The organism is Pseudomonas sp. G5001 (assembly GCF_013385475.1).
Lineage (GTDB): Bacteria > Pseudomonadota > Gammaproteobacteria > Pseudomonadales > Pseudomonadaceae > Aquipseudomonas.
Map to the genome: position 1 here is coordinate 106,461 of NZ_JACAPZ010000006.1, position 12,508 is coordinate 118,968.

Annotated in this window: 15 protein-coding genes; 11 read left to right on the forward strand and 4 right to left on the reverse strand. The window is 58.7% G+C overall.

From position 1 onward, the window contains the following. Positions 1-97 precede the first annotated feature (97 nt). Entirely contained in the window at positions 98-1,129 is a 1,032-nt protein-coding gene (locus HX805_RS05425; RefSeq protein ID WP_177116669.1) for a hypothetical protein, read from the reverse strand. Between the two features lie 561 nt (positions 1,130-1,690). Between HX805_RS05425 and HX805_RS05430 the strand changes: the two genes are divergently transcribed. After that, positions 1,691-2,020: a hypothetical protein gene (locus HX805_RS05430; protein ID WP_008438439.1), complete on the forward strand. Its 330-nt coding sequence runs from the start codon at positions 1,691-1,693 to the stop codon at positions 2,018-2,020. Here the strand turns inward: HX805_RS05430 and HX805_RS05435 are convergent. After that, positions 2,017-2,652: a LysE family translocator gene (locus HX805_RS05435; RefSeq protein WP_102605677.1), complete on the reverse strand. Its 636-nt coding sequence runs from the start codon at positions 2,650-2,652 to the stop codon at positions 2,017-2,019. The genes HX805_RS05430 and HX805_RS05435 overlap by 4 nt on opposite strands. A gap of 157 nt (positions 2,653-2,809) precedes the next feature. Here HX805_RS05435 and HX805_RS05440 point away from each other — a divergent pair, with 157 nt between their 5' ends. The 5 genes from HX805_RS05440 (at position 2,810) to HX805_RS05460 (ending at position 5,598) form a co-directional block, all read left to right on the forward strand. Continuing rightward, positions 2,810-3,178: a PH domain-containing protein gene (locus HX805_RS05440; protein WP_003210321.1), complete on the forward strand. Its 369-nt coding sequence runs from the start codon at positions 2,810-2,812 to the stop codon at positions 3,176-3,178. Between the two features lie 37 nt (positions 3,179-3,215). Beyond that, a complete protein-coding gene (locus tag HX805_RS05445) occupies positions 3,216-3,536 on the forward strand; it encodes a hypothetical protein (protein WP_008438441.1) in 321 nt (106 codons plus the stop codon). Between the two features lie 125 nt (positions 3,537-3,661). Continuing rightward, complete coding sequence (locus tag HX805_RS05450) at positions 3,662-4,825, forward strand: S-type pyocin domain-containing protein (RefSeq protein ID WP_177116670.1); 1,164 nt, start codon at positions 3,662-3,664, stop codon at positions 4,823-4,825. A 14-nt stretch (positions 4,826-4,839) separates the two neighbouring features. Next, complete coding sequence (locus HX805_RS05455; RefSeq protein WP_177116671.1) at positions 4,840-5,118, forward strand: colicin E3-like toxin immunity protein; 279 nt, start codon at positions 4,840-4,842, stop codon at positions 5,116-5,118. Between the two features lie 9 nt (positions 5,119-5,127). Further along, positions 5,128-5,598 carry a hypothetical protein gene (locus HX805_RS05460; RefSeq protein WP_087695139.1) on the forward strand — a complete coding sequence of 157 codons (471 nt, stop codon included), beginning with the start codon at positions 5,128-5,130 and terminating at the stop codon, positions 5,596-5,598. Here the strand turns inward: HX805_RS05460 and HX805_RS05465 are convergent. Together HX805_RS05465 and HX805_RS05470 are read right to left on the reverse strand one after the other, a co-directional pair. Beyond that, positions 5,555-6,952 (reverse strand): sensor histidine kinase, encoded by a 1,398-nt coding sequence (locus HX805_RS05465; RefSeq protein ID WP_177116672.1) that lies wholly within the window; start codon positions 6,950-6,952, stop codon positions 5,555-5,557. The genes HX805_RS05460 and HX805_RS05465 overlap by 44 nt on opposite strands. Beyond that, the gene (locus HX805_RS05470; RefSeq protein WP_087695141.1) at positions 6,949-7,611 is read right to left on the reverse strand and encodes a response regulator; all 663 of its coding nucleotides are present in this window, start codon (positions 7,609-7,611) and stop codon (positions 6,949-6,951) included. Before HX805_RS05470 ends, HX805_RS05465 begins: the two co-directional genes overlap by 4 nt. Before the next feature lie 147 nt (positions 7,612-7,758). Between HX805_RS05470 and HX805_RS05475 the strand changes: the two genes are divergently transcribed. The 5 genes from HX805_RS05475 to HX805_RS05495 are packed head-to-tail and all read left to right on the forward strand — an operon-like array spanning position 7,759 to position 12,479. After that, positions 7,759-8,025, forward strand: a complete 267-nt coding sequence (locus HX805_RS05475; protein WP_003210334.1) for a PepSY domain-containing protein — start codon at positions 7,759-7,761, stop codon at positions 8,023-8,025. Next, positions 8,025-8,570 carry a cytochrome b/b6 domain-containing protein gene (locus tag HX805_RS05480; protein WP_003210336.1) on the forward strand — a complete coding sequence of 182 codons (546 nt, stop codon included), beginning with the start codon at positions 8,025-8,027 and terminating at the stop codon, positions 8,568-8,570. Before HX805_RS05475 ends, HX805_RS05480 begins: the two co-directional genes overlap by 1 nt. 23 nt (positions 8,571-8,593) lie before the next feature. After that, positions 8,594-9,862, forward strand: a complete 1,269-nt coding sequence (locus tag HX805_RS05485; protein WP_102606350.1) for an exo-alpha-sialidase — start codon at positions 8,594-8,596, stop codon at positions 9,860-9,862. Further along, a complete protein-coding gene (locus HX805_RS05490; protein WP_177116673.1) occupies positions 9,862-10,461 on the forward strand; it encodes a hypothetical protein in 600 nt (199 codons plus the stop codon). Before HX805_RS05485 ends, HX805_RS05490 begins: the two co-directional genes overlap by 1 nt. Next, positions 10,461-12,479 (forward strand): LTA synthase family protein, encoded by a 2,019-nt coding sequence (locus tag HX805_RS05495; RefSeq protein ID WP_177008164.1) that lies wholly within the window; start codon positions 10,461-10,463, stop codon positions 12,477-12,479. Before HX805_RS05490 ends, HX805_RS05495 begins: the two co-directional genes overlap by 1 nt. The last annotated feature ends 29 nt before the right edge of the window (positions 12,480-12,508 follow it).

The window sequence follows — 12,508 nt, forward strand, 5'->3', positions numbered from 1 at the left end:
TCAATGGCGCAGAATGACTATCTCAACTCGAGAGCTTCAAGGCTTACAGTTGAAGACTAAATTACAATAGTACCCCTCAACACAATGCGCCACTCGCTTAAGAAAAACTTTGCATATTAGAAATATAGCATTCAGTGTTTTCCGGGCTTTCGTAACGATCAAGGATGAGAGGCATGTCGGTCCTCGGGCGAAGAAAGCCACTTCTCAGCGATTGAGTGTAGACTCCAACGTTAACATTATTGCGACGAGCCCTTGCGTCGACCGACACGCTGTCAATGCAGTAATTCATTGCACTGCCATTCCCACAAAGCTCGCCGCCGCTATTTATCATGCGGGATGAGTCCTGCCCTTCCATCACAACACCCCAAGCATTCTGCTCTGGCCCACCGCCTGGCACAGTGCCGGTGCAATAACAGTCGATCACAGAGTTGTTATTGCCGCCATTATCAATAAGAACAAGCGCTCGTCCTTTCCAATTAACCGACGTGATGTTCTGCACTGTACAATGCTGAGCGTAATGTAAATGCACGCCTACGGCGGAGTTCCCCGTAAATTCAAGACCTCGAATAAAGACGTTACGAATCGGCACACAAGTTGCCACGATAGCGCCGTTAGGATGTGCCGTCTTCAAGGCGTTATTAATTACCAAGGAGCCACCAAGCACGCGGAGAACTTGGCGAACCTCCATCGGTCCGTCGAGTGGCAGAGGCATACTTGCAAAACTAGTCGATGCATCCGAAATTACAATCCAATCCCCCGCCACATACTTTGTCGCGTCAGCGACGAAAATTTCAGTTTGATTCAGACCTGCTGCGCGAACAAGATAACTTGCCGGGCGTACCTTTCCTTGGTAATCAAACGCAGCATAACTTGGATCGGTAGGGGAGTTGGGGTTGCGGCCGATTCCGCTTGAATCAATTCGTACCTTTTCAATCCCCGGTGCTGGCTCGATGATGAGGCCATGAGCCGGAGTTAAATCCAACTTATTGAGAGATACGGGGGTCTTGATCGGGCATACGTCCCGATTGATTTGAATCCAACGATATCCAGCCTGAATGATTGATCTTAGCTGTGGCCCGTTATCGAGCGATGCGCTTGGCATAAACACATATGGAGTATCTTGATACATTGGTTACCTTATTCCTTAAATTAAATCGTCTCGCCTTCCTGGCGAGAAACAACTGTACATATAAACAGTACAAAAGTAAAGAAATGTGTAGGGATTTTCTCAGCCCCCCTAAATTCTGACACCACATGAGCGCTCGATTCGATAAGCCTGCCGTAGCGCCAAGCGCAGTGACCAGCGTTGCCCTGGACTGAGCGGCGCGCCCGACCAAGGATATGATGCGCCTACTGGACATTGATCGTACGACCCTGCCTCCCCTTCAAATCTCGGCCAATGTTTGGATCAACCTCAAAGGCAGACAGTAAGCACACTGCGTAAGTATACTTGTCGCGGCCCGCCATCTTCACAGGGCAACAGTTGCAACAAAACGTCGTCACACAAACCTCCCTCTATGGTCACGTGTATGGACGAACTTGAAACACCTATGGCCCTCAAGGTTGCTGAATAGCTTGGCCCTCCCAATGAGGCGACCATCTTAAAAAGACCTTGAAGTCCAAGGTCTTTTTTTCGCCTGCAGGAAAGTGATGATGGGCGGGCGAACGCGAGAAAAGAGGAACCTTGGCCATGGAACAGACGCTGGAAGCTGTAGCGCTTTTTGCTCTCAAGCTGGTGCATGAGACCGAAGGCGCGAGCCCGATTCTGCGGGACGACCTGGTCATGGACGGCTATGAGCGGGAGGTGTTTGGCTTGCTGGTGCGCAAGGGCGATATCAACGTCATCCAGCATAAGATCGACGAGTGCCTGGCATTGGCCCTCGAATCCCTGGGCGGTGCACACACCGTGATGGGCCGCGAGCTGCAACGGCTTGCGGTGGATGCGCGCCAAGCGACGACACTCGAAGAACTCAATGCCCCGCTCAACGCACTCAAGGATTACCTGAAGGCGATCCTTTAACGCCTGCCTTCGACCGCCATGCGTACAGCCAGGCCCATCAGCACCGAGCCCATCAACCAGCGCTGTACGGTTTGCCAGACCGGTTTGCGGATGAAGAACCCCGCGATCGAGCCCGCCATCAGAGCGATCAGCCCGTTGACGCTCACGCTGATCATGATCTGCGTAAAGCCCAGTACCAGCGATTGCGACAGCACACTGGCGTGCCCGTTGGGGTCGATAAACTGGGGCAGCAACGACAGATACATCACTGCCACTTTGGGATTCAGCAGGTTGGTGACAAAGCCCATCATGAACAGCTTGCGCGGGCTGTCCTTGGGCAAGTCCCGCACCTGGAAGGGCGACCGGCCACCCGGCTTCACCGCCTGCCAGGCCAGGTAAACCAGATACAGCGCCCCGCCGAGCCGCAGCGCGTCGTAGGCATAGGGAACCGCCATCACCAACGCGGTGATACCCAATGCCGCGCAGAACATATAGACGACAAAACCCATCGCAACGCCGCCCAGGGAAATCAGCCCGGCCAATCGCCCCTGGCAGATCGACCGCGAAATGAGGTAAATCATGTTCGGGCCGGGCGTCAGTACCATGCCGAGCGAGATCAGGCCGTAGGCAAGCAGGCTGGAGAGTTCGGGCATGGTGTGGCTCCTTGACGACGTAAAACCTTGTGATGGCCGGCGGGTTGTTGGCGCCATGGTAGGTCGATAAAAGGAACGCCGTTAGATACAGATCCGCGAGCAAAACGTCATACACCGGTACCGGCATCTGCTGCACCACTCACCCAAGGAAAGGCACATGATCGACTTCAACAACAAAGGCTTCTTCAAGCTCAAGCAGAACAACGAATACGCCGAGCGCGTTTCGTCATTGCTGCTGGATGATGAGCAGGTCATCGATTCCTATAAGGCCATGCGCGATGGGGTGGTGTTCACCACCAAGCGCATCATCGCCGTGAACGTGCAAGGGATTACCGGCAGCAAAAAAGACTTCACGTCCCTGCCGTACAAAAACATCGTCGCGTATTCGGTGGAAACCTCCGGGACGTTCGATCTGGATTCGGAGCTGGAGATTTACTTTTCGGCGGTGGGGAAAGTGAAGTTTGAGTTCACGGGGAAGACGTCGATTGTTGAGATATCGAGGGTGATTTCCCGGCATGTGCTTTGAACCGTTACGAAAACTCCGCTTTTAAGGATTTCCCACTATGGGCCCAAAAACCGCAGAGCTAATCGATGTGCTTGAGGAACTTGCCATCCTGCTGGAAAGCGATGGGGACAATCACTGGAGCCGATGGATGCGTAAGGCCAAAACCTTATTGCAAGCATCCGATTACTCCGGAATCACCTATTTGCGCTCTGCATACGGCGGAATGGGCTCGTTCAATGACCTCGTTCTTGGACAAAGCAGCGAAGGCGGCGTTTTTTTCTGGAAGCCTGGATACAAGGAGTTGAACGACCGGTTGGACGGGTTACGTAATAAAGCCGCGCAGTTGGGCGCGCAGATACAGCGCTCTCAGGCAGAGTAAGCGTGCTTGAATCAATGTAGCGATTGCTAAAGTGACTTTTCCCACACCTCCCATCGAACAACGAGAATTTCAGGTTCTTCTCCGCTCTCATAGGCTCGCTTCCTTGCACAGGGAAGTGAGCAGCCATGACAGAGCGCGCGTATCCAATTACCGAAGAAGAGCAGCTGAAGCGGCGAATCCTGACGCCGCAGCCTAAGCAGATTCCGTATTCACCGTTCATTGATTTGTATGAAGCCCCTCCCGCGCCCACGCCTGAACCCGCGAGAATTCCAGGCCATGTATTCGCCAAGTCGTGCCAGTTGCCCGACGGGATCATCAGCTACAACAACCCCACCGGTTATGTGCCGCTTGAGCTGATCAAGGATTACGGCCACTTCACGCTGTTAGGCGGACGGGAAGTGGACAGCCATGGCGGCGTCTCCCTCAAGAAAATCAGTGATAGCACCCTACCCGTTGGGCTAGGCCAGCTTGTACTGCGCACAGCCGTGTTGGAATCCACGGCTGCGGCGGTCGGTGCCGCCGCTGGGGGTTTGCTTGCAGGGCTGTTGGCGCTGGCCTGGCCGTCGGAGCTTGGCGACAGTGCGCTCTATAGCGAAGAGCAGCTTCGTCACCTGCAAAAAGCCCGTTCGCGGATGCGGTTGCATATCGAGCAACGCGCCGATGGGACGCTGAAGGGATATGGGTTTTACACCGGTAAAAATACCGACTGGCAGATGATCGATGTGGTGCAGTTTCAGCGTCGTGACAGTCAGTTCGTGGCGGATCTTGGCGAGGGTGTGGAGCTGATTTGGACGCCGGCCATTGATCCTGGCGACACCCTTGGCATACCGGCATTGGAGGCTGCACCACAAGCGCCGGTGATGTGGATTTATCCGCCGACGGAGGCGGCCAAACAGATGCTGGTGAACCCGATTTATCCGCCGGAGTATCGGGATTTTATTCTGGTTTTTTCGGTGGAGTCGGGGGTTCGGCCGCTGTATGTGGTGGTTAACGAACCACGAAAGGGGCTTAAAAACCCGGACCATGATTATTTCCCGGCCCCCAACGCTGCAGACATAACAGGCTTTCCAGGTCTGATAGACCAAAGACCCGTGACACCTAGAAAAGGCGGTAGCGGCTTACGCGAGCGCTGGATAGATGCCAAAGGGAGGAAAATATTTGAGTGGGATTCCAAGAAAGGCGAATTAGAAGTCTATCGAAACAGTGACCTTGCCCACCTAGACGCATTCGATCCCTACACCGGTGAGCGCCGAGGTCGAGCAAAACCCGAACGCCGCATATACAGATAAGTGGAAAACACATCATGGTTATGAAAGTCAGATTGCATTGGTACGACAAGCAAAGCAATTACGTGAAGGCAGATGAATACTCGGCAGATATTGATGACGCGGAGAGCTTTTTTGAAACACTAGGGTTGAGTCAAGAAACGGCGATATATGCGGACGTGTTCAACGTTCGCCCAAGCTGGATAGCGACTATCCAACCGCATTTCCAGCACGTAATTGAACCCGTGAACTTCGATTACCAAATCTCTTTCAGCTACCAAGGCACATGGCCGCCCCAATCCTCCAAGAAACCATAAAGGACTCCAATGAAAAAGCCCCCTCTCTACCGTTCAGTCAATACCCGGACGCACAACGTGCGTCACGGCAGTTGCCGCACCTACAGGCAACAACGCCATAGTAAAAGCGAAAAGAATTCCATGCTCAGCCGTGGATCAATGCATAGCCATCACCGGCACGGTCTCGATTACACGCCACTATTTCGGTTTCTTCTGTCCAAGGTCGGCCATCATTGGGATGGTGTGTTCAGCGAAGCCAACGCCCGCCTGGACCGCCCGGAACCTGTGTTCTGGATGGTTGCTCTGCATGAAAGCGACAAAAAAGAGTACGTACGAACGGACGAATCCAGTTACTACAGCGGCTTGTATGTCGACGAGGCCGGCCTGCTGCAAAAGGTTAACCCACAACTGACACCCGCGCTCATGAAGCCGTTTTGCAACTGCTGCACCCACACCTTCAACGGTGTGGTATTCCCACCGGTTTCAGCACGCAGGCGCTAAAACTCAACCGCGCACACAACCCACCCACCTCCCGGTTATACAACTCCAACCGCCCCCCGATCTTCCCCACAATCATCTGCACAATCGCCAACCCCAACCCCGCCCCATTTGCATTCCCACGGCTATAAAACCGCTCGAACAACCGCCCAATCTCCCCCTCATCAATCCCCGGCCCCGCATCCTCCACACACAGCTGCACCCCTCCTGAATCCGTCCCCCGCACCATCACCCTCACCTCATTCCCCGCCGGCGAGAAATTCAGCGCATTGGTCACCAGGTTCTGCAGCGCAATCGCCAACGCCACGGGGTCCGTTTCAATCCAGCATTCCTCATCCCCTTCCAGCACCAACTCAACGCCTCTCTCCATCGCCAGGGGCGTCAGTTCCGCAAGTTCTTCGCGCACCAACTCCGTCAAAGGCACACGCACTCGTACGGTGTTGTTCAACTGCGGCTCGATCCGCGCCATGGTCAGCAGCTGGCTGCCAATGCGCGTCGCCCGGTCCACGCCATTCACCAGGAAGTCCAACGCCTCTCGCCGCTCCTCCCCGGTACCCGCGCTCTGGGCGTTCTGCGCGTGAATGCGCAATATCGCCAACGGCGTGCGCAGTTCATGCGCCGCGTCCGCGATAAACCGACGCTCCCGCTCCAGCAGGTCATCCACCTGCACCAACAACCGGTTCAGCGCGGTTTGCATCGGTTCCAGGTCCGTGGGCAATGGCTCAAGCTGCAGCGGTCGCAACGTATTGCTGTCCCGCCCGCGAATGGCCTGGGCCATGGCGCGCAGGGGCTTGAGGCCCCAGCCGATGGTCAGCCAGATCAACAACGCCAGCAGCGGCACGCCAATCAGGATGGGCCAGAGGGTGTGGCGGATGATGCGCTGGATCACGTCCTGGCGAATGTCGTCGCGCTCGCCCACCCAGATCAGCAGGCCTTGTTGCATGTCGGCGAGCATGAACGCGCACCAGTCGTTGCCGTTTTCCATCAGGTCGTGAGGCCCGAGGGTGGTGGGCGGTGCGTTGAGGATCGGCGCGTCGGTGGAGCGCACCAGCAGTTGGCCGTCGGCCCGCCATACCTGGAAGGTCAGGCGGGTTTCGTAGGGGTGCGCGGCGCCGTCTTCGCCGACGCGGCTCATGGCTTGATCGAAAGCCTGGTAGAGGCGGTCCCAGTCGGCATCGCCGGGGTCGCGCTGGCGCAGTACGCCTTGCAGCAAACGGGCACTTTGGGCGAGTTGAGCGTCGTAGACTTCTTCGATTTCGTGGTGGCTGTCCCGCAGCACGAGCCAACTGATCAGGCCATCACCCAGCAGGATCAGCACCAGCACCGGAATGAGGATGCGCGCGCGGACCGAGTTCATGGCTTGAATTCCACCACGTAGCCCACGCCGCGTACGGTGCGGATCAGTTCGGTGGAGAGTTTTTTGCGCAGGTTGTGGATAAGGACTTCGAGGGTGTTGCTTTCGACGCGGTCCTGCCAGCCGTACAGGGCGCGGGACAACCGCTCGCGGGTGACGACTTTGCCGGGGCGCACCATCAGTTGGTGCAGCAGTTGGTATTCCATCGGCGTCACCACAACGTCCTCGCCTTGATAGCTGACCTGTTGGGTCGCCGGGTCCAGGCTCACGCCCGCATGCTCCAGCAATGGCTGCGCGCGGCCCTGGCTGCGGCGCAACAGGGCGCGCACACGGGCCTTGAACTCTTCGACGTCGAAGGGTTTGACCAGGTAGTCGTCGGCGCCGGCGTCCAGGCCGGCGATCCGCTCGGCGGTGCCGTCGCGGGCGGTAAGGATCAGCACCGGCAGGTCGTATTGCTCGGCGCGCAGGGTTTGCAGGAGTGTGAGGCCGTCAAGGCGCGGCAGGCCGAGGTCGAGCAGCAGCAGGTCGAAGCTTTCGGTGCGCAACGCGTGCAAGGCGCTGACGCCATCCTGCAACCAGTCCAGGGTGTAGCCTTCGGCGCCCAGGGCCACGCGGATCCCTTGGCCAAGGGCACGATCATCTTCGACAAGGAGCAGGCGCATAACTGATTCTCTGGAGTAACCGGCGGCATGATGCCGTGTAACCGTCGAGGCTATTTCGGGAAAGATGTTACGGGCCGTTGCCAACTAAGCTTTCGCTAAGGTTGGTTTTGCACAGTGAAATCTCCCACATCTGCTGAGAGTGCTTCCATGCGCAAAATTCTCTTGCTGTCGCTGATTATCGCCAGCCCCATGGCCTTCGCCGGCCCGCAATGCACCACTGCCGAGCGCTCGCAATGGCAGGACCAGAAGGCCTTTCAGGAGCAACTCAAGGCCCAGGGCTACGAGATCAGCAAGTTCAAGGTTACTGACGGCAACTGCTACGAGATCTATGGCTTTGACAAGGACAAGCGCAAGGTCGAGATCTACCACGATCCAGTCACCGGCAAGGCCGTGAAGACAGAGATCAAGGGCTGATGCCAGCCACCTCCCTGCGCCTCTGGGACCCGGTGGTGAGGGTGTTTCACCTCTCCATCGCCGGCGTCTTTGTGGCCAATTACTTCTTCAACGAAGCAGGCGACGACTGGCACGTATGGCTGGGCTATTACGCCATGGCCTGGTTGCTGGTGCGGTTGGTGTGGGGATTTGTCGGTCCGCGCAGCGCGCGCTGGGCGGACTTCTGGCCAACGCCGGAACGGCTCATGGGCCATGTGCGTTCACTGCTCAACCGCCGGCCGCAGCACCGCCTGGGCCATTCGCCCATTGGCGCGCTGGTGATGATTCTGATGTTGCTGGCGCTGCTGGCTATCGGTGCCAGTGGCTTTTTGATGCAGGAAGTCGACGCCCTGTGGGGCGCCGATTGGCCGCTGCTGTTGCACGAAACTGCCGCCAATGTACTGGCCGGCCTGGTAGGCGTGCATGTGCTGGCGGCGTTGTTTGAAAGTATCCAGGTGCGGGACAACCTGCCGTTATCCATGCTCACCGGCCGCAGGAGGCGCCTGCCGGATGACCGTGCGCAGTAATCCTTTTTCCCGACAGGTTCTCTATGCGCCCGCTTTTAATGATCTGCAGTCTGCTGGTGGTGTTTTTCGCTGCCTGGCAAAGTCATCCGCCCCACGTATTGGCGCCGTTTGCCCAAGGCCCCAAGGACAGCTCGCCAACAGAGGCCGCCCCGCAATACAGCAGCCGCTTTGTCTCCTCGCAGCTCAATGACTTTGTGCATTCCTCCTCGGTCACCGCCCTGCCCGGCGGCGACCTGATGGCCGTGTGGTTTGCCGGGTCCCGCGAGGGCGCCGCCGATGTGCAGGTGCGCACCGCGCGCTTTGACGCGAAAAGCGCCGAGTGGGGCCCGGAGCAAGTATTGGCCACCCGTGAAAGCACCCGCGACGGCACGCACCGCTACATCCGTAAACTGGGCAACCCGGTGATCGCCCTGGCACCGGACAATCGCCTGTGGATGTTCTACGTTTCGGTGTCGGTAGGCGGCTGGGCCACCAGCGCGATCAACGTGATGGTCTCGGATGACCTGGGGACGAACTGGTCGGCCCCTCGGCAACTGATCACCTCGCCTTTCTTCAATATCAGCACGCTGGTGCGCGCCGCACCGGTATTCCACGCTGACGGTTCCATCGGCCTGCCGGTGTACCACGAGTTCATGGGCAAATTCGCCGAGTACCTGTACTTGAGCCCCGACGGTGCGGTGGTCGACAAATTCCGTATCAGCCGTGGGAAGAACTCGCTGCAGCCGACCATCGTCCCGCAGGACGGCCAACGCGCCATCGCCATGCTGCGTTACGCCGGCGAAACCCATCACCGAGTCCTCGCCAGCCGCACCGAAGACGCCGGCCAAACCTGGAGCGAGCCTTACCCATTGGAACCGTCCAATCCCAATTCCTCGCTGGCAGCCGTCAGCACTGAAGGCGACGGTTTGCTCGTGGCCCTCAACGACCTGCAGGACGGCCGCTTCAAGCTCAGCCTGTACGGCACCGATGCCAAGCTCAATCAGTGGCGCACCGTGGTGGAACTGGATCAATCCCCCGACCCCTTGGGCCAACCGTTCTCCCCCGAGGCCTACAAGGAAATCATCGGCGAAGGCTTCCGCGCCTCCAGCGGCGCCCTGCGCCTGCCGCTGGAACAACGCTTCCTCAGCAACCTGGACTACCGGGTGTGCAAGCCCCGTGGCTGCGATTTCGAATACGAGTACCCGTACTTCAGCCGCAGCCCGGACGGCATGTACCACCTGGTGTACTCGTGGAATAACACCTTTATCAAACATGTCAGCTTCAACGAAGCCTGGCTGTCGGAGCGCCTGTGATGGTTTCTGTATGGCAAGCGCATTTGAGTTTTGTGCTGTTGGGTTTTGTGCTGCTCAGCCTGTTGCGCGTCACAACACCCTGGCGCCCCTGGCTGCTGCCGGTGTTGGTGGTGGTGAGTTTTATCCCGGTCAACGAACTGCCGTTGGCGGCGTATGTGCGCAGCTTCACCGATGACCTGGCCATCAGCACCCTGGTGTTGTTGGTGTGGGTCAGCCTGTGCCGGTTGGGCGTGGTGCAGCCGCTCCAGCGCCCGCAGAAGGTCCAGGTGCTGTTGCTGTTTGGCGCCCTGAGCCTGGTGCTGTACCCGGCGACGATGGGCCTGACGTATTTCGACCCCTACCGCTGGGGTTTCAACCCTCGGCCGATGATCGTGCTGATAGGCGCGGCAGCACTGTTGAAGCTCTGGCTGCGTAATACGCTGGCGGTGTGGATGCTCGCGGCGGGCACCCTGGCGTTCGCGCTGCGGCTCAAGGCCTCGGAAAACTACTGGGACTATCTGATCGACCCACTGCTGACGGGCTACTGCCTGGTGGCCGGGTTGTGGATGCTGGCGATGGCTGCCTGGCGCCCTCTTTTAAAATTGCACAGAGGTCAATGATGGGATGGTTGCACTCGCGCCGCCTGCGCTACGGCGTGGGCGCGATCGGTTTGGTATTTGCGTTGCTGGCGGCACTGCGGCTGGTGTTTGTATGGGGATTTTCCGGGGTCGGCCTGAGGGAGCCCGCACTGCTGGAAACCGTGGGCATCGGCCTGCGTTTCGACCTGCGCCTGGCGGTGCTGATCCTGTTGCCCCTGGCACTGCTCGCCTGGCTGCCACGCTGGAACCTGGTGACTGTCCCCGCCCTGCGCTGGCTGGCACGGGGTTATCTGCTGCTGGCGCTGGCCATCGTCGGGCTGGTGTACATCATCGACTTCGGCCACTACGCCTACCTCGGTGTGCGCATCAACGCCACGGTGCTGCGTTACCTGGAAGACGCGCAGATTTCACAACAGATGGTGTGGGAAACCTACCCGGTGCTGTGGATAACCTTGAGCTGGCTTGCCGCCGTCGGCCTATGGACCTACGCCCTGGTTCGCCTTGAACGCATCACCCTGGATGGCGAACGCAAACCCATTGGCAAGTTGGCCATCGCATCCGTGGCCACCGTCGGCGTGATCGCGGTATTGCTGGCCCTGCTCGGCCGCGTCGCCAACCTCAATATCGAAAACCCGGTGCCTCTGCGCTGGAGCGACGCGTTCTTTTCCGGCAACAACCAGATCGCCGCCGTGGGCCTCAACCCGGTGCTGTTTCTGTACGACACCCTCAAGGTCGGCCAGTCGCAATTCGATGAGGCGCGGGTGCGAGAGCATTACCCGCAAGTCGCGAATTATCTGGGGGTCAGCCAGCCCGACCCCGAGCAGTTGAACTTCGCCCGTGAACAAGCCGTGCAGCCTTATCGGCTCAAGGGCGAGCGCCCGCCGAACGTGATCTTCGTGATGCTCGAGTCCCTCGGCACCAGCGCCGTGGGCGCCTATGGCAACCCGCTGAACCCCACGCCGAACCTCGACAAGCTGGCGAAGGAAAGCTGGTTCTTCAAACACTTCTACGTGCCCGTCACCGGCACCGCCAAAACCGTGTGGGCGAGCATCACCGGCGTGCCCGACGTTACCCGCCAGGAGACGGCAACCCGCAACCCGCTGATCACCCGGCAACACACCTTGATCAATGCGTTCGAGGACTACCAGAAGCTCTACATGATCGGCGGCAATGCCGGCTGGGCGAATATCAACGCCTTGATCCGCCAGAGCATCGACGGCGTGAAGCTGTATGACGAAAGCCACTGGCGCTCGCCACGGGTGGACGTGTGGGGCGTTTCGGATCTGGACCTGTTCAAGGAAGGCGACGAACTGCTGCGGGCCATCCCCAAGGACCAACCGTTCTTCGCCTACCTGCAAACCTCCGGCAACCACCGACCGTTTACCATCCCCAAGACCAACGATGGCTTCAAGGTGCATGACCTCACCGTGGAACAAGTGCAGGCCGCAGGCAGCCGCAGCGTCGAGCAGTACAACGCCGTGCGCCTGCTGGACTTCAACATCGGCCGCCTGATGGAAATCGCCAAGGCTGGCGGTTACTACGACAACACCATCTTCGTGTTCTTCGGCGACCACAACACCCGAATCAGCCAGATTCCACACATGGCGCCGGCATTCGAGCAGCTTGGGCTGGAAAGCAACAACGTGCCGATGATGATCCACGCGCCCGGCCTGCAACCCCGGGTGATCGAAGAAGCCGTCGGCCTGGCGGACCTGCTGCCGACCGTGGCCGGCATGGCGGGCATACCGTTCCGCAATGGCGCGATGGGCCGGGATATCCAGCAACCTGCGCCGGAAGGCGAGCGCGTGGTGCCGCTGGTATTGCGCGAGGGCACGTTCCCGCTGATCGGCGGCGTGACCAAGGACTTCCTGCTGCAAATGGAGCACGACGGCAGCTCGCCGACCCTGCATGACCTGGCGTCGCAAACGCCGAGGGACAATGTGGCTCAGCAGTATCCCGAGGAGTTTGAGCGGTTGCAGGGGCTGACCCGTGGCCTGCATGAGAGTGCGCGATTGATGTTGTTCCGGAACGTGCGCTGAAGTCACCTGACGGTCGGGCTGTACTATCG

Coding starts and splice junctions, on each gene's coding strand:
- HX805_RS05425 (WP_177116669.1), bottom strand. CDS start 1,129: ATGTATCAAGATACTCCATATGTGTTTATGCCAAGCGCATCGCTCGAT.
- HX805_RS05430 (WP_008438439.1), top strand. CDS start 1,691: ATGGAACAGACGCTGGAAGCTGTAGCGCTTTTTGCTCTCAAGCTGGTG.
- HX805_RS05435 (WP_102605677.1), bottom strand. CDS start 2,652: ATGCCCGAACTCTCCAGCCTGCTTGCCTACGGCCTGATCTCGCTCGGC.
- HX805_RS05440 (WP_003210321.1), top strand. CDS start 2,810: ATGATCGACTTCAACAACAAAGGCTTCTTCAAGCTCAAGCAGAACAAC.
- HX805_RS05445 (WP_008438441.1), top strand. CDS start 3,216: ATGGGCCCAAAAACCGCAGAGCTAATCGATGTGCTTGAGGAACTTGCC.
- HX805_RS05450 (WP_177116670.1), top strand. CDS start 3,662: ATGACAGAGCGCGCGTATCCAATTACCGAAGAAGAGCAGCTGAAGCGG.
- HX805_RS05455 (WP_177116671.1), top strand. CDS start 4,840: ATGGTTATGAAAGTCAGATTGCATTGGTACGACAAGCAAAGCAATTAC.
- HX805_RS05460 (WP_087695139.1), top strand. CDS start 5,128: ATGAAAAAGCCCCCTCTCTACCGTTCAGTCAATACCCGGACGCACAAC.
- HX805_RS05465 (WP_177116672.1), bottom strand. CDS start 6,952: ATGAACTCGGTCCGCGCGCGCATCCTCATTCCGGTGCTGGTGCTGATC.
- HX805_RS05470 (WP_087695141.1), bottom strand. CDS start 7,611: ATGCGCCTGCTCCTTGTCGAAGATGATCGTGCCCTTGGCCAAGGGATC.
- HX805_RS05475 (WP_003210334.1), top strand. CDS start 7,759: ATGCGCAAAATTCTCTTGCTGTCGCTGATTATCGCCAGCCCCATGGCC.
- HX805_RS05480 (WP_003210336.1), top strand. CDS start 8,025: ATGCCAGCCACCTCCCTGCGCCTCTGGGACCCGGTGGTGAGGGTGTTT.
- HX805_RS05485 (WP_102606350.1), top strand. CDS start 8,594: ATGCGCCCGCTTTTAATGATCTGCAGTCTGCTGGTGGTGTTTTTCGCT.
- HX805_RS05490 (WP_177116673.1), top strand. CDS start 9,862: ATGGTTTCTGTATGGCAAGCGCATTTGAGTTTTGTGCTGTTGGGTTTT.
- HX805_RS05495 (WP_177008164.1), top strand. CDS start 10,461: ATGGGATGGTTGCACTCGCGCCGCCTGCGCTACGGCGTGGGCGCGATC.